The sequence below is a fragment of the Streptomyces sp. NPDC107471 genome (genome assembly GCF_055582845.1).
Genome location: NZ_JBVJPC010000013.1, coordinates 68,406 through 90,074 on the forward strand (window position 1 = coordinate 68,406; position 21,669 = coordinate 90,074).

14 protein-coding genes are annotated in these 21,669 nt (G+C 72.4%); 7 read left to right on the forward strand and 7 right to left on the reverse strand.

What is annotated here, in order from left to right; all coding sequences use genetic code 11:
* The first annotated feature begins 292 nt into the window (after positions 1–292).
* The 5 genes from ACZ66S_RS34475 (at position 293) to ACZ66S_RS34495 (ending at position 12,767) form a co-directional block, all read left to right on the forward strand.
* Positions 293–1,159 (forward strand): DUF4132 domain-containing protein, encoded by an 867-nt coding sequence (locus ACZ66S_RS34475; protein ID WP_469905492.1) that lies wholly within the window; start codon positions 293–295, stop codon positions 1,157–1,159.
* Complete coding sequence (locus tag ACZ66S_RS34480; protein ID WP_469905493.1) at positions 1,156–6,060, forward strand: DNA-binding protein; 4,905 nt, start codon at positions 1,156–1,158, stop codon at positions 6,058–6,060. The genes ACZ66S_RS34475 and ACZ66S_RS34480 overlap by 4 nt, the downstream gene beginning before the upstream one ends.
* Before the next feature lie 100 nt (positions 6,061–6,160).
* Positions 6,161–7,321: an ATP-binding protein gene (locus tag ACZ66S_RS34485; protein WP_469905494.1), complete on the forward strand. Its 1,161-nt coding sequence runs from the start codon at positions 6,161–6,163 to the stop codon at positions 7,319–7,321.
* Positions 7,318–10,899 (forward strand): DUF5682 family protein, encoded by a 3,582-nt coding sequence (locus ACZ66S_RS34490; RefSeq protein WP_469905495.1) that lies wholly within the window; start codon positions 7,318–7,320, stop codon positions 10,897–10,899. The genes ACZ66S_RS34485 and ACZ66S_RS34490 overlap by 4 nt, the downstream gene beginning before the upstream one ends.
* Positions 10,896–12,767, forward strand: a complete 1,872-nt coding sequence (locus tag ACZ66S_RS34495) for a hypothetical protein (RefSeq protein ID WP_469905496.1) — start codon at positions 10,896–10,898, stop codon at positions 12,765–12,767. The genes ACZ66S_RS34490 and ACZ66S_RS34495 overlap by 4 nt, the downstream gene beginning before the upstream one ends.
* A gap of 268 nt (positions 12,768–13,035) precedes the next feature.
* Here ACZ66S_RS34495 and ACZ66S_RS34500 read toward each other — a convergent pair whose 3' ends face one another.
* On the reverse strand, positions 13,036–13,650 hold the full coding sequence (locus ACZ66S_RS34500) for a hypothetical protein (protein WP_469905497.1): 615 nt from the start codon (positions 13,648–13,650) through the stop codon (positions 13,036–13,038).
* 382 nt (positions 13,651–14,032) lie between these two features.
* Here ACZ66S_RS34500 and ACZ66S_RS34505 point away from each other — a divergent pair, with 382 nt between their 5' ends.
* Positions 14,033–14,524 (forward strand): hemerythrin domain-containing protein, encoded by a 492-nt coding sequence (locus ACZ66S_RS34505; RefSeq protein WP_469905498.1) that lies wholly within the window; start codon positions 14,033–14,035, stop codon positions 14,522–14,524.
* Between the two features lie 220 nt (positions 14,525–14,744).
* Here the strand turns inward: ACZ66S_RS34505 and ACZ66S_RS34510 are convergent, their stop codons facing one another.
* On the reverse strand, positions 14,745–14,915 hold the full coding sequence (locus tag ACZ66S_RS34510; protein WP_037706792.1) for a hypothetical protein: 171 nt from the start codon (positions 14,913–14,915) through the stop codon (positions 14,745–14,747).
* 325 nt (positions 14,916–15,240) lie between these two features.
* Here ACZ66S_RS34510 and ACZ66S_RS34515 point away from each other — a divergent pair, with 325 nt between their 5' ends.
* The gene (locus ACZ66S_RS34515) at positions 15,241–16,467 is read left to right on the forward strand and encodes a cytochrome P450 (protein ID WP_469905499.1); all 1,227 of its coding nucleotides are present in this window, start codon (positions 15,241–15,243) and stop codon (positions 16,465–16,467) included.
* Between the two features lie 86 nt (positions 16,468–16,553).
* On the opposite strand, the gene ACZ66S_RS34520 is transcribed toward ACZ66S_RS34515, so the two are convergent.
* From ACZ66S_RS34520 to ACZ66S_RS34540, 5 genes are all read right to left on the reverse strand, one after another.
* Positions 16,554–17,819, reverse strand: a complete 1,266-nt coding sequence (locus ACZ66S_RS34520) for a cytochrome P450 (RefSeq protein WP_469905500.1) — start codon at positions 17,817–17,819, stop codon at positions 16,554–16,556.
* On the reverse strand, positions 17,816–18,433 hold the full coding sequence (locus ACZ66S_RS34525) for a GTP-binding protein (protein WP_469905501.1): 618 nt from the start codon (positions 18,431–18,433) through the stop codon (positions 17,816–17,818). Before ACZ66S_RS34525 ends, ACZ66S_RS34520 begins: the two co-directional genes overlap by 4 nt.
* A complete protein-coding gene (locus tag ACZ66S_RS34530; RefSeq protein WP_053846597.1) occupies positions 18,414–18,770 on the reverse strand; it encodes a DUF742 domain-containing protein in 357 nt (118 codons plus the stop codon). Before ACZ66S_RS34530 ends, ACZ66S_RS34525 begins: the two co-directional genes overlap by 20 nt.
* Positions 18,767–19,186: a roadblock/LC7 domain-containing protein gene (locus ACZ66S_RS34535; protein ID WP_469905620.1), complete on the reverse strand. Its 420-nt coding sequence runs from the start codon at positions 19,184–19,186 to the stop codon at positions 18,767–18,769. The genes ACZ66S_RS34530 and ACZ66S_RS34535 overlap by 4 nt, the downstream gene beginning before the upstream one ends.
* Before the next feature lie 136 nt (positions 19,187–19,322).
* A complete protein-coding gene (locus ACZ66S_RS34540; protein WP_469905502.1) occupies positions 19,323–21,017 on the reverse strand; it encodes a sensor histidine kinase in 1,695 nt (564 codons plus the stop codon).
* Between the last annotated feature and the right edge of the window lie 652 nt (positions 21,018–21,669).

The window sequence follows — 21,669 nt, forward strand, 5'->3', positions numbered from 1 at the left end:
GCAGAGATTCGCGTCGACGGCAGGTTGTCCACGCTTGCGGCAATCGACCCCCACCTGGCCGAAACCACACGGTCGGACACGTCCTCCGCATGCCCTCCCCCGCCCCGCGAAACCGTGGACGCACCCACCCCGCACACTCGTGACGCGGGACCGCGACAGCTACGTGACCCGCTCTCGCCACCGATTGTCAGTGATCGCCGCTAACGTTCCTCACATCGTCGCACTGACGCCGGGACGTACCCGGCTGAACTGTGCTTTCTTCTTGCTGACTTGTTGTGGAAGGCGGGGACTCGTGGGTTGGCTCTCGGCGGGTGACGGGTATGAGGTCGCCCTGGTGGACGGGCGGGTGGCGGCGCGTGCCACCTCGGGCCGGGCGGCGGGACGGCAGTTGAAGTCGCTGCCGCGCGCGCTGCGCGACCATCCTGAGGTGGACCGGCTGCGGCGGTTCGCCGAATGGCTGGATCGGCACGCCACGGCGTGCGTCGCTCAGGTCGACTCCTGGATGGTGTCGTCGCTTCCCGTCCCCACCGGTCTGCTGGCCCGGGTATGGCCGGACGAGGCCTGGCAGTCGGCGCTGCGCGACCTCGCCGTGGTGGGCGACGACCCCGACGAGGTCGGTTTCCTGCGCGGCGCCACGGAGGACGGCGAACTGCGCGTGGTCAACCTGGACGGCGAGACGGTACGGCTGTCCCCGCGCACGGTCACGCTGCCGCACCCGGTGCTGCTCCCTGACCTCGACGACATCCGCGAGTTCGCGGCGGAGCTGGGCATCGTGCAGCGTGTGGAGCAGATCCACCGCGCGACCTGGCAGCGACCCGAGGACCTCGACCCGAAGGCCCGGGAGATACGGGAGTTCGCCGGAGGCTCGTTCCGTTCCCGCTTCGCCCTGGCCGCACGGGCGAGTTCGCTCGGCTACCGCGTCTCGGGGGGCTACTCCACGGCCCGGGTCCGCGACGGTGAGCGCACCGTGGAGGCCAGCGTGTGGATCGGCGAGCCGTACTGGGAGGACACGGTGGAGACCGGCGGCCTCACCTGGCAGGACCAGGACGGTCGCGCCCTGCCGCTGCGGGAGGTGGGCCCGGTGGCCTGGTCGGAGGGGATGCGGATGGCCGCGGCGCTGTACGCCGGGCGCACGATCGAGGAAGGCAAGAACGCATGAGCGGGGGGACGCAGGTGTCGCACGAGGAACTGCTGACGGCGGGCGCGGTCCTGCCGCCGGACACCGAGGGGGCCGGCGAGCGGGCGGTGCCGCTGACGGCACGCGCCTACCGCCACCCGGGCCTCGACGACCGGGTCGTGGTGCGGCTGGTCGCCGGTGAGCTGGGCGCCGCCGAGGACCTGGCCGCCGGCTTCCTCGGCCTGGAACCGGCCGCCGAGCCGGCCGTCGTGGGCCTCGGACTGCGCCAGTCGCTGGGCTTTCCCGAGTGGGTGCTGGTGCACCACCCCGAGGACGGCCACCACGCCCTGGGGGTCGTCCCCGACCTGGAGCGGGCGGCCCGGCAGGTCAAGTCCCGCCCCAAGGCCGCGCTGGACGCCTATCTGGAACTCGGTCGGCGGCTGGCCGCGTCGGTGCCGCACTTCCTGCCGACCTTCTACGAGCAGGCCGGCCGGGTGTTCCTCGCCGAGGAGAACGCCACCTACGCGGCCCAGTTGTTCACCCGCGCCCGCAAGGCTGAGGCGGAGCACGGGCTGGTGGTGGAGGAGGACCGCCTGGACGCCGTGTTCCTGGAGTTCGCGCTGGCCGGGGCGCTGCCGGTGAAGGTCCTCTCCGCCTACGGCCGGGAGCTCGCCGCCCGGGTCTCCGCCGACGAGGCGCTGGAGCGCTTCACCCGCCTGTGCCTGCGCCGCACCGCGGGCGGCCTGCCGCCGTCCGCCCAGATGGCCAACGACCTGCGCAAGCTGGCCCGCGGCGCCGGCCAGGACGCCGACCGGATCGAGCAGGACTACCTGGCCGAGCTGCTCGGGCTGCCGGCCACGCTGCGTGCCACGGGCGGCTGGTGGAAGGGGCACCGGACCGCGCTGGTGGCACTGGCCGAGCGGGAACCGCGGGTGCGCGGCACCCTGCTGGACATGCTCCCGGCCGGCGCCGAGGAGGACGTGCCCGCGATGTGGCTCGAGGTCCTGGCGACGTCCGGCGCCACGACGGGACTGTGGGACGACTCCCTTCCCCCGGAACAGCGGCCGAGCGACGGCACGGTGGGCTGGCTGGAGCGCTTCCTGGCGTTCCGGGAGCGGGCCCGGTCCTGGCGCAGCTCCACCCGGATGCCGGAGCTGTACCCGCTCGTGGAGCGGGTTGCGGCCAGGCTTCGTACCGAACTCACCGCGGCCGGACGGGGGTTGCGGGTCACGCACGACATCGACCTGATCGACCTGCTGCTGTCCCTTGACGTGCCGGTCGCCGCTCCCGCCAAGGACCAGGAGCTGCCGCTGACGGCATGGGCCATCGGGGACGGACAGCGGGAACTGACCCTCCTCGGCGCCGACCCGCGGTTCCGCGACGCCTTCCTGCTCGGCGCCGACCGTTTCCACCAGGGCGACCAGGCGCTGCGTGCCATCCGTCTGCTGGCGGCCTCACCCGGCGGCCGCCCCTGGCTGACGGAGTGGGTCAGCAGCGTGGTGCGCCGCTTCACCGCCGTGGGCCTGCCCGAACTGCCCCACGCGCTGAACCGGCTCGGATGGCTGCCCGCCGAGGCACTGGCGCTGGCCGAGGACGACGTCCGCGCCGCCGTCGGCACCGACCTCGCGCCGGTACTGGCCCGCACCCTGCGGGCCGGGCTCTTCGACGAACTGCACTGGCCCGCCTGGGAGGAGGCGACGGCCCAGCTCGTCGCCAAGGACCGGGTGGAGGACATCGTGGTCGCCGACGCCTGGCCCCACCTCGTGGTGGCCGGCAAGACCCAGGCCCGGGTGATCGGCACCGACGGCACCCTGCTCACCCACGACCTGCGCCTGCCGGCCAACGACGTCTCGGGCGACCCGGGCTTCCATCACGTGGACGGCGAACTCCTCGTCTACTGGAACTCCCGCAGGGACGGCCTGCGCGGTTACTGGCACTCGCGCGCCGACCGCGTCGAGTCCCTCAAGGGCCCGCACGCCACCCGGGGCACCGAGATGGACTGGTACCGCGGCGACTTCCCGATCACGCTGCCCCTGCCGGGCGGCGGCCGGACCACCGGTCGCGGAGTGGTGCACGCCGGCGACACCACCCTGCCCGACGAACGGCCGCTGCTCTTCGACGGATCGTCCTACTGGGTGTGGCACGCGGACTCCGAGGACCGGGCGGCGCACGGCTGGTACGAGTACGACCCGGCCACGAACGAACGCGGGCGGATGAGCAGGCCCGCCTTCCTCGCCGACGCCCTGCGCGACGCACCCGGGCACAGCAGCTACGTGAGCGGCAGACTGCGCCTGTCCCCCACCACCGGCACCACCCCGGCCTGCGCTCCCGTGGACGGCCTGGTCGGCCTGCGGGTGATCGAGCTGCCGGACGGTTCCCATCGCGCCGAGGACCTCGCCGGACGCCGCGTCACCCTGCCCGCCGGGGCCGGTGTGCCGTACGCGCTCATCGTCTTCCCCGGCGCGGACCGGGCCACCGCCCTGGTCCGCGACAACTGGCAACTCCGCCTGGTCGACGCCGACGGCGTCCAGACCGCCTGGGCCAAGACCGACCGCACCCCCGGCGACTTCGGCGAGGGCACCCTGCTGCTGCCTCCCGTGCAGTTCCTGGAGTGCCTGACGGCCCGTGACCCCGAAGGGTCCAAGGCGTTGCGGACCATCGACCGGGACACGGCCGCGGCCCTGCTGGCCGCCGCCTCCGACCAGGACGGGCAGGTGCTGACCGACGTCGTCCGCACCCTCCTTCCGGTCAGCCACGACGCGCTCGTCAAGGGCATCGCCGGAGTCGCCCGCTACGCCGCCGCCCAGCAGGCCGTGCTGGACGCGGCGGCCGCCCGGCTGACCCGCGCCCTGGAAGGCGGCCTGGAGGACGAGGGGCCGGCAGGACCGGCGGACGCCAAGCTCATGGCGGCGATGAACGGACTCGGCTCGTCCCGCGGCTACTGGTGGAACCGCGACGACGAGTCCGACACCGTCTTCCGCACCCTGCGCGTCCTGGCCCGCGCCACCGGACTCGCGGACACCGCCCTGCCCGACCTCGCGGAGGTCCGCCTCCACCTCGACGGTCACCCGCTGCCCTCCGGACAGCCCGACCTGGACACCCTGCTGGAGCGGACGGCCGCACTGGCCTACCGGGCCGCCTGCGGGACCACCGCCCAGGAGCACCGCGAGGTGCTGTGCACCCTCCTCGCCGAGTTCGACCGCCTCGGTCTGACACCGGACGACACCACCGCCTGGCGGAAGGTGCACCTGCACCTGGACGCGGCGACGCTGCGCACCACGGCGGGCGGATGGCGCGACGGCTCCTGGAACGGCGTGCTCCCGCTCGCCGACGGCGCCTTCATCGCCGTCACGGGCCGCAACTCCCTCGACGACGACCGGGCCTGCTTCGCCGGTTACTTCCATGACCCGGCCGGACGCTTCGAGACGCCCCCGCCCTACCAGGCGCTTCCGGCGCGACCGCTGGCCGAGAACCCGGTCCCGGGCCGTACGCGCACGTTCCTCGCCGAACTGGCCGAGCGCGGTCCGGCCCCCTGGTTCCCGGAGGCCGCCGAGGAGTTCGCCCGCCTCACCGGCGTCACGGAGACGATGGCCCGGCTCGTCGTGGCCGGTATGCCGGGGATCGACGTCTACGAGCGCACCTTCCTCAGCACCGAGACCCGCACCCTCATCGGGGTGAAGGTGGCCCCGGCGGCGCTCGCCAAGGACGAACTGCACGGCGTCGACGGCGCGGTGCGGGCCGCTGTCGTGGGCGCCCTGCTGCCCGCCGAGCCCGCCCGGCTGTGGACCGACGGCCCGGACGTGGCGGCCGCCGCCGCGGTGTGGAACGCCAAGGTGGGCAAGCGGGTGGCCGTCCCGGAGGCACTCCTCAGTGACGCGATCCGTGCCTTCCGGTACCCCTCCTGGCCGATCCGGCAGGCCCTGCCCGCCCTGCTGGACCCGGCCGCCTCGCCCCGGCTCAGCCGGGACCTCACCTGGGCGGTCAGCGGCGACCGCGTGCGGCCCGTCGGCGACGACACGGACGGGTTCACCGCGGACACACTGGTCGGCACGGTCGGTCTGCTCGCCTGGCTCGCCCACCGGCTGCCCGCCGGCGACCCGGTCCGCGCCGCGCTGCCCCCGGCCCTGACCGCCGTACGCGAGCGGCTCGCCCACCCCGGACTCATGCTCGACCTCGGGCGGTACATCAGCCTCCCCGACTTCCGGAAGACCGCCGGCACCCCCACGGAGACCGGCCCGGGCTTCGAGCGGTACGGCGCCGTCGTCCTGGCCACCCACGACGACCGGCCGGCCCCGGCCATCCGCGTCGACCTCCTCGACGAGGCGGGCCAGGACCCCTACCTGCCCGCGGTGCGCGTCGACAACCAGCAGCCCTACACCGCAGAGGTGGCACTGCGTCTGGTCCGGGACCAGAGGCTCGCGGCCCTGCTCGCCGATCCCGGTGAGCCGATCGCGGGGGACCGCGGCAAGGACGCCACCTGGTGGCCGCAGGACCCCAGCCGCTCGGTTCCCGAACTGGTCACCGAGGTGGCCAAGGAGCACGGCCTGAGCGAGGACGCCGCCACGCTGTACCTGATGCTGCTGGCGATGCCCGACCCGACCGACCGCATGACGGCCCGGTGGACGGGCTGGAAGCCGGCCCGGCTGAAGGCGGCGCGCGCCGAACTGGCCGCCACGGACCTCGTGGTGGAGGCCAGCCGGACCCGGGCGGGCCGGTCCCTGTTCCTGCCCGGCGGCTGGGTGGAGCAGTCGGCGCCGCGGGTGCCGCTGGAGCGCTGGAAGCTGCCGCTGTTCGGCGAGATGAGCGACGAGCACGCTCCGTTCGGCGTGATCGTGCCGTTCGAACCGGCCGCGGACCTGTTCCGCAGGGCGTGGCAGCGGGTCCAGGACGGCGACGCTCCCCGGTTCGAGGAGCTGAAGGTCCGGCGGGGCCGCCGCCGCTGACGTATCACCGGCCCGGGGCGCCGCCCACCGGCGGCGCCCCTCCCCCCACCTGAACTCCCCCACACATCGACACCGACCGATCTACCGAGCAAGGACCTCCATGCCCCTGACCGACACGGTGACGGCCCTTCCGGCCCGGCAGACGCTGCCCGCCGAAGAGCGCTTCGCCACCGAACTCGCCTTCCTCGCCGCCCACGACGACGGCCCCCGGCCGCCCGGCTGGCTGCTGACGCCCCGCGCGGTGATCACCTTCGTCTGCGGCAGCGGCCGCGAAGCCCTCAAGCTGCCGGAGGCGGCCGAGGGAGTGCCGGACGAACTCGTCGTCGCCCCGAAGTTCGTCGGTGAACGCGCCCTGGTGGAGCGGTGCGTGGTCACCCTCGCCGGAGAGCGCGGACTGCTGCTCGTCGGCGAGCCCGGCACCGCCAAGTCCATGCTGTCGGAACTGCTGGCGGCGGCCGTCTGCGGCACCAGCGCGCTCACCGTGCAGGGCACCGCGGGCACCACCGAGGACGCCCTGCGCTACGGCTGGAACTACGCCCTGCTCCTCGCCCAGGGCCCGACCCCGCAGGCCCTGGTGGACTCACCGGTGCTGGCCGCGATGCGCGGCGGGAAGGTGGCCCGGGTCGAGGAGATCACCCGCTGTCTGCCCGAGGTGCAGGACGCCCTGGTGTCGATCCTCTCGGACCGGCGGATGAGCGTGCCGGAGCTGTCCGGCACCGACGACGCCCAGGTCGCCGCCGCCCCGGGCTTCACCGTCATCGCCACCGCCAACCTCCGCGACCGCGGGGTGTCGGAGATGTCCGCCGCCCTCAAGCGCCGCTTCAACTTCGAGACCGTGCACCCGATCGCGGATGTCGAGGCCGAGACCGAGCTCGTCAAGCGGCAGGCCACGGCTGCCGTTGCCCGGGCGGGCGCGGCCTTCGGTGTCGACGACGCGGTGCTCGACGTCCTGGTGACCGTCTTCCGCGATCTGCGGGCCGGACGTTCCGTCGAGGGCTGGGACGTGGAGCGCCCCGGCACGGTGATGTCCACCGCGGAAGCGGTGCAGGTCGCCGTCTCCCTGGGAGTCGCCGCCGCCTACCTCCCCGGCGGGGACTCGCTCGACCTGGTGCCCGGCCATCTGCTGGGCGTGGTCCGCAAGGACGACCCGGCCGACCACGCGCGTCTGCTCGGCTACTGGGACGGGCCGGTCCGGCGCCGCGCCGAGGACGGCTCGGCGACCTGGCGGCGCCTGTGGGACCTGCGGGAGAACCTCCGGTGACACTCGCTCTGGAACCGAGGGCGGCCCTCACCGCCCTCGCCGACTGCTCCGCCCCGTTCCTGCTGGGCGTACGGCACCACAGTCCCGCGCTCGCCGCCGCGGTGCCCGCCCTGCTGGACGCCGCCGGCGCCGAGGTCGTCTGCGTGGAGCTGCCCGCCGACTTCCAGGCGTGGCTGCCCCATCTCGGCGCGCCGGGCACCCTTGCCCCGGTCGCGCTGGCCGGGGCCGGCGAGGGCGGGCGGCTCGGCTTCTACCCCTTCGCCGACTTCTCGCCCGAACTGGCGGCGATCCGCTGGGCACGCGAGCACGGGGCGGAGGTCGTCTGCTGCGACCTGCCCATGTCCGACCCGCGCTGGGGTACCGAGGGGCCCGCCGCGGCCGAGGACGTCCGGGGTCCTTCCGCCGAGGCGCCCACCGCGTTCGCGGCGGCGCTGACCGCGTCCGGGACCGGTCGCGAGGGTGATGACATGTGGGACCGCAGTGTGGAGGTCCTCGCCCCGGGCTGCGCGCCCGAGGCGATCCGCCGGGCCGCGCTGGGCGTCGGCTGGGCGCTGCGCCGGGACGCCGAGTCGACGGACGGCGTGTCCGCGGTGGATCAGGCGCGCGAGGCGCACATGCGCGAGACGATCGCCCGCGCCTCGGCCGACGGCCGCCGGGTCGCGGCCGTCGTCGGAGCTTTCCACGCCCCCGCGCTGACGGTCTGGGAGGCGACGGAGCCGACAGGGCCGGACGTTGCCGGGGACGCTCCGACCGTGGTCACCTCCCTCGTGCCGTACGCGTTCGACCTGCTGGACTCGCGTTCCGGCTATCCGGCGGGCATCCGCGACCCGCGCTGGCAGCAGGCCGTGTTCACGGCGGGCGGCGACCCCGAGCGGCTGCACGACGCGGCCGCGCGGGCGATCACCGACGTGTGCCGCGAACTGCGGGCGGCCGGACACGTCGCCGGCACGGGCGAGGCCCGCGAGACCCTGCGCGTCGCGTGCGACCTGGCCCGGCTGCGCGGACTGGCGGCACCCGGCCGCGGCGAGGTGCTGGAGGCGCTCACCACGGTCATGGGTCAGGGCGAACCGCTCGGCCGCGGCCGCGCGCTGGCCCGGGCGCTGGAAACCGTGCTGGTCGGCACCGACCGGGGCCGGGTCGCCCCGGGCACTCCCCGCTCCGGTCTCGGCCCCTCCGTCGAGGCCGAACTCGCCTCGCTGCGGCTGCCCGGACCGGACGACCCGGCACCGCGCGAGCTGCGGCTCGACCCGTTGCGCTCGGCCCTCGACGGCCGCCGCGAAGTCCTCCTCCAGCGGCTGGCGGTGTGCGGCACCGGCTACGGCGAGCCGATCCAGGTGGCGGGCACCGGTGACGCGGCCGCTCTGAGCACCCGGTGGCGTCTGGCCTGGACACCGGCGGTGCCGGTCCGCCTGGACCTGGCCGGCATCCGCGGCGTCACCGCGGCCCTGGCCGCCGAGGGCACCCTGCGGGAGACCTTCCGCAAGGAGGCGGCGGACGGCGGACCCACCAGCGCCCTGGTCCTCGCGGGACTGCGCGACGCCGCCCGCTGCGATCTGCCCGCGCTGGTGTCCGAGCGGCTCGCCGACGCCGCCGAGATCCTGCCCGCCTGTGCCACCCTGCCCGAACTCCTCACCGCCCTGGACCTGTTGGAGGCCCTGCAGCGCGGCCATCTGCCCGGCACCACGCCCACGAGCCGGCAGGGCGCCGCGGAACTGGCCACGGAACTGATGGAGTCGGCCGTACGGTCCCTGCCGGGCCTTGCGGGCAGTGACGACCCGCAGGACGCGGACGCCCTCGTGGCGCTGGCCTCCCGGGCGGGCGAACACCGCCTGGGCCTGCGGATGGACGACGCCCTGCACGAGCTCGCACGCCACGGCTCACCGCTCATGCAAGGAGCCGCGCTCGCCACCCGGGTCATGCTCGACCTGGACGACGCCGACACCCTCGGCCGCCGGGCGGCGAGCTGGATCGACAACGCAACCGGCCCTGATGCCCGGCAGGCGCTGAGCCGCCGGCTCACGGGACTCGTCAGCGCCGCCGCACCGCTGCTCCAGTCGGCGCCGACCGCCCTGGACCCGCTGCTCGACCGGATCGACACGCTCACCGACCAGGGGTTCCTCGACCGGCTGCCCGCCCTTCGCGGCGGCTTCGACACCCTCAGCCCGGCAGGCCGCGACCGTCTGCTGTCCACGGTGACCGAACGCCTCGGGGACCGTCTCGACCTGTCGCTGAGCGCGTCACCGCAGTTGCTCGCCCTGTGGACGGCCGCCGACGCGGCGGGCCGCACGGCGGTGACGTCCCTGCGGCCGCCGCTGGGAACGGGACTGGACGGCACCGCGGGCACCGTGGCGGACCCCTCGCGGGACGAACCGAGACCGACCGAGGAACCGGCCGACTCTCCCCCGCACCCCACACCGGCCGACCCCGCCCCGCACCTCACACCGCCCGCCCCCGCCCCGCACCTGACACCGGCCGACCGCTGGCGCCTGCTGCTGGGAAGGCAGAGCGAGAAACTGCCGCACAACGCCCGCCGTCTCGCCCACGCACTCGACGAGCTGTACGGCACCGGCCGCGGCGAGGGCTCCTCGGACCTCGGCCGGGAGGGCGGCCAGGGCGGCAGCCAGGACGCCTCCTTCCCGACCGCGCGCGAGTGGGCGGAGGAACTGGAAGCGCTGTTCGGCACCGACGTGCGCGAGGAGGTCCTGGCCCGGGCCGCCGACCTGGGCCGCACCGACGTCCTGGCCGAGCTCGACCCCAAGGCGGTACGCCCCTCGGTCGACCTGCTCACCTCCGTGCTGTCCCTGGCCGGCGGAATGCCCGAGCAGCAACTCGCCCGACTGCGCCCGCTGGTACGGCGTCTGGTCGACGAACTGGCCAAGGAACTGGCCACCCGGCTGCGCCCGGCACTGACCGGACTGGCCACCCCGCGTCCCACCCACCGACCGGGAGGACGGATCGACCTGCCGCGTACCCTGCGGGCCAACCTCGCCCACACGCGCCGCACCGAGGACGGCCGCACCCTGATCGTCCCGGAGCGGCCGGTGTTCAGCACCCGTTCCCGCCGGGAGGCGGACTGGCGGCTGGTCCTGGTGGTCGACGTGTCCGGATCGATGGAGGCGTCCGTCGTCTGGTCGGCGCTGACCGCGGCCGTCCTGGGCGGAGTGCCCACACTGAGCACCCACTTCCTCGCCTTCTCCACCGAGGTGATCGACCTGACCGACCAGGTCGACGACCCGCTGTCGCTGCTGCTGGAAGTACGCGTCGGCGGCGGCACCCACATCGCCGCCGGCCTGGCCCACGCCCGGTCGCTGGTGACCGTGCCCAGCCGGACCCTCGTGGTGGTGGTCAGCGACTTCGAGGAGGGGTATCCGCTCGGCGGGCTCCTCGGCGAGGTACGGGCCCTCGCGAGCTCCGGGGTGCATCTGATGGGCTGCGCCGCCCTGGACGACACCGGCGCCCCGCGCTACTCGGTGCCGGTCGCCCAACAGCTTGTCGCGGCCGGCATGCCGGTCGCCGCCCTCAGTCCCCTCGCCCTGGCCCGCTGGGTGGGCGACCGCCTCCGCGGAGAGAACCGATGAACAGCGAACTGCCCCCCGTGGCGCCCGAGGTGGTCGCCGCCGCCGTGGAGCAACTGACGTCCCGGCTGCGCAAGAAGCTGGACGCCGCGATCGAGACGTACGCGACGCTGCCCGTCACCGCGGACGGCACGGTACGACGGGTGCGGTGCGGCGAGGACGCCGAAGTCACCCTCGCTCCCGGCCCTTCGGGGGCGGTCACGGACGCCGCCCAGGCGCAGTGCAGTTGTCTGCTGGCACCGCGCTGCCTGCATCGCGCGGCGGTCCTGGGGGCCGCGCCGGTGGCCGACGCCGACGCACTCGCCGAGACCGCGGACCAGCCGTCCACGGCCGACGCCGAGGCGGCCGAACCGGACGCCATCGCGCAGCAGTCCGGATCATCGGACACCGGCGCGACCGCCGTACCGTCGCCCGGCCCTGCCGGTCCCACCGCCGCGCAGGTCGCCGCCGCGGCCGGGCTGTGGGCCGCGGCGGCGGCCGTGCTGGCCGCCGGAGTGCCCGGCGCGGGTGCCGTACCCCAGGCGGAGGTGCTGCGGGCCGCGCACACCGCCCGGCTCGCGGGCCTGCACCGGGCCGAGGCGGCCGCCCTGAGAGTGGTCCGCGCCCTGCGTGCCGCCCGGGCCCGCCACGACGGCCACCGGCTGGCCGACCTGGTCGCCGGCCTACGGGAGCTGCTGCTCACCAGCGGCCTGCTCGCCGCGTCCGATCCCGACCCCGCCCTGCTCGGCACCGCCCGGCGCAGCTACCGTCCCGGCGGCAGTCTCAAGGTGCACGGGGTGTGCCGGGAGCCGGTGATCTCGGCCACCGGCTACGGCGGGGTCGTCACCCATGTCCTCGCCGAGGACGGGCGCTGGCTCTCCGTGTCGGACGTCAAGCCCGGCGGGCCGGCGCGGGCGCGCGGCGCCGCCACCGCCACGGTCGCACTCGGCTCCGGCAGCCTCGATCACGCGCAGCTCTCCCGGAGCGGCCTGCTGATCTCCGGCGCGACGGTCTCCCCGGACGGCCGCCTCGGCGCCGGCAAGGGGGTACGGGCCACCCCGGTCACGGGTCTGTCCTGGACATCGGGCCCGCTCGCTGCTCTCTTCTCCCGCCCGCTCGCCCAGGCGGCCGCGGCCCGACTCGCTCCGGACGACGCGACGGAACGGACCGATCCGCAGGCCACTGACCTGATCGGCTGTGACGTGGTCGTCGTAGGGGCGGCCGAGGACCACCTGTTCGCACGAGAGCTGACTCCCGACGGAGCCGACCACGAAGGGCTGCTGATCCGTCTGCTGCCGGCCAACGGCCACCCGGAGCTGGCGCATGCGGCCAACTTCCGCAAACTCGCCTCGCGTCCGGGACTGCGGCTGCGGGTCGTCGGCCGCCTCGACCCCGATCGTGCCGCGACGCTGCGGCCGCTGGCGGTGGGCCCCGTGCCGGACGGTACGGCGACACTGCGGCTGCCACCCGAGTGGGCGGGCCACGCCGATCTGGGGTACGACCGCCTAGAGGGCGCGCACTTCCCGCCCGCTGCCGAATTCCCGCCGGTGGAAGGCCCGTCCGCGCTGCCGCCGGACCCCGTGGCCGAGGCGCCCCTGTGGCGGTTGCGGCGACTGGTCGAGGTCGCGGTGTCCGGTGGCCGCCGGGCCGCCGCCGAGCCCGCACGGGACGGTGCCCGGACCTCGAGCGCGGTGGCGTTGCGACGCAGCGGCTTCCGGACGGCAGCCGATCTGGCGGAGTCCCTCGCCGCGGAGGCCGACCGGCGGAGCCGCGACGTCTTCGGCCGCACCCAGCAAACCGATCCGGACGGCTACGCACAGGTGTGGCTGAGCGCGGCGGTGTACCTGTCCGGCACCGAGCGGGCCCTGGTGAAGGGGACATGGCAGGCCTGATCCGCACCAGGCGCTCCGCTTGAGCCGTCGGAGGCGAGGGAGTGCCTGTCCGAGGCACGGAACCGGGGGCACCTGAGGTGCCTCGACGGCCACGTGAAGGTCGGTCCGTTCCCTCCTGCCCGACATCAGGTCTTGCAGGAGGGAACGGGGCGGCCGTGCGGATCCGACTGCGCGGGATGAAGCCGACTACCGGTTCACGTGCCGCACGGCCGTACGCGCGTGCTCGCGGTGCAAGTCATCACAGCCAGGCCATACGACGTGACAGGCCTCAGCCGACGTTGAAGTCGAGGTTGGTCACGTACCAGGAGTCCTGGATCCTGCTGGACTCGACGTTGATGTCGAGCTGGTCCTGCGTCACGCCGGTCGAGTGAGACAGGACAACCTTGTCGAGGGCCTGGCCGTCGATGTTGATCTTGGCGGCAGGGACCGTGACCTGGTCACCCGTGCCGGAGGCCTGCGTGACCACCACCTTCGGGTCGTCCGAAGGTGGGTCGGGGGTGAACGACTCCTTGAACTTGCCCAGCGCCGCCTCCATCCGCTTGCGCTCGGGCGCACTGTCGCCGCACGTCTTCTCGCTGCCGACCTGCGCGGGCGTGGAACCCTCCGCCGGTTCCGCCATCAGCAGGCACGCCTGTTCGATGTCGCCCTTGATGAGCGCCGCGACCCAGCCAGACACAGCCTTCTCGGCGGAGGAGCGGTCCACGCCCGACGCCACTGACGAGTCCCCGTCGGCCGGCTCGCTCGTCTTGTCGACGGGGGAACCGGTCGCGGACGCCTTCTGGTCCTCCCGGGGCTTGGGGTCGTCCGAGCAGCCTGAAAGGCCCACGGCCGCCGCGACCACAGCGCCCGCGATCGCGCCGACCCGTCTCGTCCTCTGATCCACTAACACCACTTCAAAGCCTCTCTCTGAACCCTCAACTGCATCAGCGGACCCAGGAGTTGACTCACGTCTCGGCTCCGCTTCACCCTCAAGACGACCAAGAGGACCGAGTGGTTCTGCTTTGAACGGTCGTTTACGTCATCAGATCACCGGTGGCGGGAGACGGGCGCCCGACATTTGGAGCGGGACCGGAGTTCTGGGGTCAGATCGGCGGGGCCACCAGTCCCGCGTTGCCGTACGTCATGAAGCCCGCAGCGCGACCACCACGAACTCGCCGTGATCGTTTTGCAACTCCTCGTCATCCGATCAGGCCCGTGCTGAACACCGCAGGACGGGGTAACCGGATTCCTGCAAGGTCCCTCGCACGAAAGTGATGCCTACCCCCATGGCGCAGACACGAGACGTCGTTGAACTCATTCTCCAGGACCACCGGAAGATGGAGGATCTCTTTCGTCTGATGCGGAGCGTGGAAGCCGACCGCGCCACCGCTCTTCAGGAATTCTCCGATCTGCTGATCGCGCACGCTTTGGCGGAAGAGGCGAAGGTGTATCCCGCCCTCAAGCGCTACAAGAAGATCGACGACGACGAGGTGGAACACGGCGAGGAGGAGCACGAGGAGGGCAACAAGGCGCTCCTGGAACTCCTGGAAGTCGATGAGGTCGGCTCCGAGGAGTGGGACGAGAAGCTGGAAGAACTCGTGCAGGCGGTCACGCACCACGCCGACGAGGAGGAGCGCACCATCTTGAACGGTGCCCGCGAGAACGTGGCCATGGAGCGCCGCGAGGAACTGGGCGAGGCGTTCCTGGAGGAGCGCGAGCGTCAACTGAAGTCGGGCTGCGGTTCTGTCGACAACGTGCGCAAGATCGTCAGCTCCTGAGCGCCCTCGCAGCCACACCCTCGGAGGTCACGGCCGGACGAACCCGGCCGTGACCTCCGACGTTCCGCGCACCAGTCCCAGCCTCACGCCAGGACCACGGTCACAGGTCCGGCCTCCGAGAATGCCGTAATTTCACAGCTCGCCGTAATACAACCCCTGAACATGCCTGTGGGCCCCTGACCTATTCAGGGGCCCACACACACGCCGTTCGTCGGGCGGATTACCAGCGATACCAGCGTCCCTTACGGCCGCCCGCGTCGGCGGAGCGCATGACGAAGCCCAGCAGCCAGACCACCAGCACGATGACGGCGAGCCACCACAGTGCCTTCAGCGCGAAACCAGCACCGAAGAGGAGCAGAGCCAGCAGAAGAACAACAAGCAGGGGAACCATAGTTATCAACCTCCGTCGCTCCTGATGCCCGGCGAATGCAAGAACACGCACCGGATTTCCCTGGTTTCTCTACGATTCTCACGGGAATGAGGATCGGTTCTCTCAGGCGCGCCGGTCCGTTCACGCCGAGATCTCCGCGGCACCCCGACGGACGCCCACCGAGGCGAAGGCACGGCCTCTGCCGTCTGCCGAGCGCCCGCCGCGTCCTCGCCGTCCAGCCCTCGACTTGCTGGTCCGCTCAACTTCGGCCAGGACTGGCCTGTTTGAGCCACTGGAAGATCATTAATCTGGTGCACAGCACAGGCATCTACCGTTGAGGAGTCGCGTGTCCACCGCCGAGCAGGTACCTGACATCCTGTCGCCCGAGTTCGCCAAGGACCCCTACCCCGCCTACGCGGCGATGCGGGAGAAAGACCCTCTGATCTGGCACGAGGCCACCCAGAGCTACATCATCTCCCGCTACGAGGATGTGGAGCGCGTCTTCAAGGACAAGAAGGCGGAGTTCACGACCGACAACTACAACTGGCAGCTCGAGCCGGTCCACGGCAAGACGATCCTGCAGCTCAGTGGTCGCGAGCACGCCGTGCGCCGGGCGCTGGTCGCACCGGCGTTCCGCGGCAGCGACCTGCAGGAGAAGTTCATGCCGGTCATCGAGCGCAACTCCCGCGAACTCATCGACGCCTTCAGACGCACCGGGTCCGCCGACATCGTCAGCGACTACGCCACTCGTTTTCCGGTCAATGTCATCGCGGACATGCTGGGCCTCGACAAGGCCGACCACGCCCGCTTCCACGGCTGGTACACCACCGTGATCGCCTTCCTCGGCAACCTCGCCGGCGACCCGGAGGTGACGGCGGCGGGCGAGCGCACCCGGGTCGAGTTCGCCGAGTACATGATCCCCATCATCCGCGAGCGGCGTGAGCGCCCGGGAGAAGACCTGCTGTCCGCCCTGTGCGCCGCCGAGGTCGACGGCGTGCGCATGAGCGACGAGGACATCAAGGCGTTCTGCAGCCTGCTGCTCGCGGCCGGCGGGGAGACCACCGACAAGGCGATCGCCAGCATCCTGGCCAACCTGCTGGCGCATCCCGACCAGTTGGCGGCGGTCCGCGCGGATCGCCGCCTGATACCCGCGGCCTTCGCCGAGACGCTGCGCTACACCCCGCCCGTGCACATGATCATGCGGCAGTCGGCCACCGAGGTCGAGGTCAGCGGGGGCACGATCCCGGCCGGTGCGACCGTGACGTGTCTGATCGGCGCCGCCAACCGGGACGAGCAGCGCTACCGCGAGCCCGACCGGTTCGACATCTTCCGCGACGACCTCACCACCACGTCGGCCTTCTCGGCCGCCGCCGACCACCTGGCCTTCGCGCTCGGCCGCCACTTCTGTGTCGGCGCGCTCCTCGCCAAGGCGGAGGTCGAGACCGGCGTGAACCATCTCCTCGACGCGATGCCCGACCTTCGTCTCGCCGACGGGTTCGACCCGGTCGAGCAGGGCGTCTTCACCCGTGGCCCGCAGGCACTGCCGGTGCGCTTCACCCCGACGGGCGACTGAACACCGTTCCCCCGCACGGCTGTTCCCGCCACCGCCCGCCCCCGCAGATCCACGGATCGCGGGGACAGGGCGGCGGCGCAGGACGGCTACTGCACCGCCGGAGTGAACTGCACGGGCAGGGAGTTCAGTCCGCGCATCCAGATCGACGGACGCCAGGTCAGTTCCTCGGGCTCGACCGCCAGAACCAGGTCCGGGAGTCGCTCCAGGAGCGTCTCCACCGCCGTACGGGCCATGACGTCCGCCAGCAGCGGCGCGGGATAAGGGCAGCGGTGCTCGCCGTTGCTGAAGGACAGGTGCGCCGAGTTCTCCGCGCCCACGTGCGACTCGGGCCAGATCTGGGGGTCGGTGTTGGCGGCCGCGAGGCCCAGCACGAGGCAGTCCCCCTCGCGGATGAGACGCCCGCCGAGCTGGGTGTCGCGCACGGCCCAGCGGCCGATGAAGTTCTGCGTCGGAGTGTCCAGCCAGAGCACCTCGTTCAGCGCGTCTCCCACGCTGACCCGGCCGCCGGAGACGTTCAGCGCGAAGCGCTCGTCGGTGAGCAGGAGTCGCAGGGTGTTGCAGATCCAGTTGGCGGTCGGCTGCTGCGCCGCCGCGATGACGGAGATCAGGTCCTGCACGATCTCCTCGTCGCTGAGTCCGGCCGGGTCCTCGACCATCCGGGACGTGACGTCCGGACCGGGCCGCTCCCGCTTCTCCTTCACCAGATGCGTGATCCGCTCGCCGACCCGCATGTACGCCGCCACCGGGTCGTCGCCCTCACCGGCGTCCAGCGAGATCCTCAGGTCGTCGACGAGCTGCTCGGTGTCGGTGCTGTCCTGCGGCATCCCGCACATCCACAGCACGGCACGGGCCGGCAACGCGTGCGCGTACGCGCTCATCAGCTCGGCCTCGCCGCTCCCGGAGAACGCGGAGATCAGTTGACCGGCGATCAGCTCGCACTCGCGGGCCAGCTCGAACTGGTCCACGCCCTCCAGCGCCTGGGTGATCACACCCGCCCGGCGCTGGTGCTCCGCCCCCTCGGTGAACAGGACGGACGGCTGGTAGCCGACGAACGGCAGGAGCGGCCAGTCCGCCGGGATGTGGTCCCACTGGTTCCAGCGCCGCGAGTCCCGCGCGAACAGTTCGTCGTGACTGGTCACGTAGCAGACCTCGGGATAGCCGAGGACGAGCCAGGCCGGGATGTCGTTGTCGAGCAGCACCGGCGCGACCGGGCCGTGCTCCCGGCGCATCGAGCGGTACATCTGGGAGGGAGTCTGCTGGTACTCCAGGCCGCTCAGTTGCACCGCGGCGTCGTGTGCGGGGCAGCCGGGCGGCGGGGTGGCCGCGGACGGGGAGCCGGTGGGATCGCTCACGGTGTGCTCTCCTGGGACAGTGCGATTGAGTAGAGGTGGTCCACGAGGGCGATGAGGACCTCCTTGCCCGAGGACCTGACCCGGGCGTCGCAGTCGACCATCGGCACATGCGCGCCCAGCGCGAGGGCCGTGCGGATCTGCTCGAGCGAGTAGCGGTTCTCGTCGCCGTCGAAGCGGTTCACGGCCACCACGAACGGGGTCTTGTGGTGTTCGAGCCGGTCTATCGCGTACCAGCAGTCCTCCATGCGGCGCGTGTCGACGAGGACGACCGCGCCCAGCGTCCCGGAGAACAGGCGGTCCCACAGGAACCAGAACCGCTCCTGGCCCGGCGCCCCGAACAGGTAGAGCACCATCCGCTCGTTGAGACTGATACGGCCGAAGTCGAACGCGACGGTGGTGGTCGTCTTGCCCTCCACACCGGCCGTCTCGTCGACGCCCTGCCCCGCCTGCGTCATCAGCTCTTCGGTGTTCAGCGGGCGGATCTCACTCACCGAACGGACCAGGGTGGTCTTGCCGGCCCCGAACCCGCCCACCACGACGATCTTCAGACCGGTCTCGGCGGCATCGGCCAGCGGCGTGCGCTGGGAGGGGAGCTCAGAGGTTGCGGAGCCCATTGAGGACCTCCTGGAGCAAGGCGGTTTCGGGAAGCGACGCGACGGAGTCGGCGGCGCGGGGATGACGGGCGCTGACCTTGCCCATGTCGTGGAGGTCGCCCACGAGGATGCGGGCGACCGTGACGGGCAGCTTCAGCTCGGCGGAGATCTCCACCAGTGCCGTGGGGTGGCGGCACAGCTCGAGGATCCGCACGTGCTCCGACTGCATGCCGGTGCTCGGTTCGCTCTCGCTGACGATCAGCGTCACCAGGTCGAACGAGTCGTCGGCCGTGCTGCGCCCGCCGGTGACCGTATAGAGCCGGTCGGGGTCCCCGACGTCCACTGGTTTGCGGATCACGCGCGGGTACCCCGGCCGGCGGGCGTGCGCGGCTCGGCCCGCAGATGCTCGCCGATCTGCTCGACGAGTTCCGTCATCTGGTGACCGACGACTCCCGGGTCGGCGTCCTCCTGGGCGACGACTGCCAGATGCGCGCCCTCACCCGCCTCCACGATGAACAGCAGGCCGCCGTGGAACTCGGTCATGGAGTGCCGCACCCCACCCGATCCGTCCCCGAACTCGACGGAGGCGCCCTGCGCGAGGGCCTGGATGCCGGAGCAGATGGCCGCGAGCTGGTCGGCCTGGTCGAGCGTCATGTGCTCCGTCCAGCACAGCTTCAGGCCGTCCCGCGACAGGACGAGCGCGTGGCGCGTGCCCGGGGTGCGCTCCAAGAGGTTCATCAGGAGCCAGGTGAGGCTGTTGTCAGTGGTCTCCATGGTGATCGGGACGGGTTGTGACCGGTCGACGGTCACCCGGCCCGTTCCTCCAATCCATCGAATACGGCGACGAGATGCTGGGTGTGGGGTGTTGCCCGTGCGGGGTGCGCAGGCCGAAGGGTGCGGAGTTCGCGGCTCACTCGTCCGCGGACTCGTGCCCGTCATCGGGAGGGCTGACGGAGTCGCCGGGTGTGCCACCGCCGTGACGGCCACGGTGGAAGGCGCCGAAGCTGCTTCCGGCATCGCGGGCGGGCGCCGTCTCACCCGGCTCGGCCGAGGGCGTCGGGGTGGCCGCCGGCTTCTGCCGGGCGCGCTCGGCGGCGGCCATCGTACGGCCGGGGGCACGCACGGGCAGGGTGTTGCCGGTGGCCGCGGCACGGTCGTCCGGGGCGTCGGCGCCGGGCGTGGGCGCCGCCTCCGGGGTCGCGACCGGTTCCACGGACGCGGCCGGCAGTGCGCGCGGGGCCGGCGTCTCGTCGGCCTCGACGGCGGGTGCCGGCACGGCGGGGATCTCCGCGCTGCGCCGGGAACGCTCGACGACGGGCTCGCGCTGCTGGGCCAGGAGCTGCTGGGGCAGCAGGACGACGACGCCGGTGCCGCCGCGTGAGGAGGGCCGGTAGTTGACGCTGATGCCGTACCGCTCGGCGAGCCGTCCCACCACGGTCAGGCCGAGCCGGGTGCCCTGCAGTGAGGCGAGGTCGGTGACCCGGCCGGACACGGACTCCTCGGCACGGCGCATCGCGGCGTCCGACATCTTCAGGCCGCTGTCCTCGATGGTGACGACGAGACCGGCGCTGCGTTCCTCCACGTAGACGTGGACCTCGTCGATGGGCGGCGAGAAGTTCGCGGCGTTGTCCATGAGTTCGGCGAGCAGGTGCATCACGCCCTCGGCCGCGAAGCCCGCGATCGACGCCTTGCTGGAGGAGTGCAGCCGCACCCGGCGGTAGGCGGCGATACGGCCGACAGCGCCGCGCAGGATGCTCTCCATGACGATCGGCTTGTTCCAGACGCGGCTGGAGCGGCCGCCCATCAGGAGGGCCAGCCGGTCCGTCATGAGACCGAGCTGCGAGGTGCTGTGGTCCAGGCGCAGCAGGTCGCCGAGGACGTCCTGGCCGTGCCGGTCCTGCATCTCGCGCAGATCGGCCAGCATCGCGACGGTCTTGGACTGGACCCGGCTCAGCGCCTTCGCGGAGGCGACCTGGGCAGCGGCGGAACGCCGTTCGCTGTAGGCGAGTTCGCGGACGAACCACTCGGCCGTGTTCCGGACCAGGGGGTTCTGCGGCCAGTCGAACTTGGTGAGGACGGTGTTGCCGGAGCTGCCTTCCCGCAGCAGGGCCACCGCGGCGGGCAGTGTCTCCTCGGTCAGGCGCTCGAGTTCCGTCCTGCCCTTGGCCAGTTCGCTGCGCATGATGCGCAGCTCGGTCTCGGCGGTGACGGCCCGTGCCACCGAGTCACCGAGTGCCACGGCGAAGGTGTCCAGTATCTGGCGCAGTTGCGGGTCGGACGGGGTGGCGACCCGGGCGACGGCTTCCTCGGCGCTCGCGCCGCCGTTCAGATGCTGCGCGACGCCCGGCAGACCCACGTTGACGAGCTGGGCGACCTCGGTGCCCTGCTTCTTCCAGTTGTCCTTGGTCATCCCGAGCTCGCTGTCCCGGGCTGCCGCCTGCCGACGGACTCGACGCAGCAGGTAGGCGGCGATGCCGGTGACGACGGCGAGACAGCACCAGGCGGTGATCACCGTGCCGAGCACCCAGGAGCGGGCTGCCGCGGGAGCGAGAACGGCGGCGACGACGGCGGCACCCGCCGCCGCGAGCAGCACGATCGGGAACACGGCCGGAGTGGAACTCGCCCCTTTCCCACGTCGACGCTGACGGGAGCGAGCAGGCACTGGCATTCCGCGGTCCCTCGGTTCGTACGAGCAGAAGGTGGACGACTGCGCGTCGTCGGCGTTCCGAAGGGCGACCGATCACGGACGGCGCCCTTCCGGCTCACGCGTGCCGCTCATGCTAGTCACCCTTTTGAGTGGCGGAAGCGCATCAACGCCCCCATCCTGCACACGAGTTCACTTAGTCGGGAAACAGCCTTCCTCATTGGTGCTTGTGGTATGCACCTTTGCCTGATTCGGGTGGATCAAGTACATGCGGAGTCCCGCGATCCGCAGTGGTGAGCAGGCGCGTTGCCTCGCCCCAGGGCACATGCCCCGGCCTGGCAGGGTACGTTTTCGGCCAAGTTTCGAGTCGCGACTCGGCCTGGACTGACATGAACACTTAACAGCACCCGGACGGAGCCCACCGGGGACCCGGCTGACGCGGAGGACACCGCCAAGCCGTCCGCGGGCCGGAAGCTCCACGCACGACCCTCGCGACAGCGGCTCAGCAGCCCCGAAGTCCGTAGCCGCAATGCCCTGAATATCCCCTATGGCCTTCTGTCGGCCACGCGGCCTAAGATGCTGTGCACCTCTGCCGGGACCGTGGCTCTCCAGC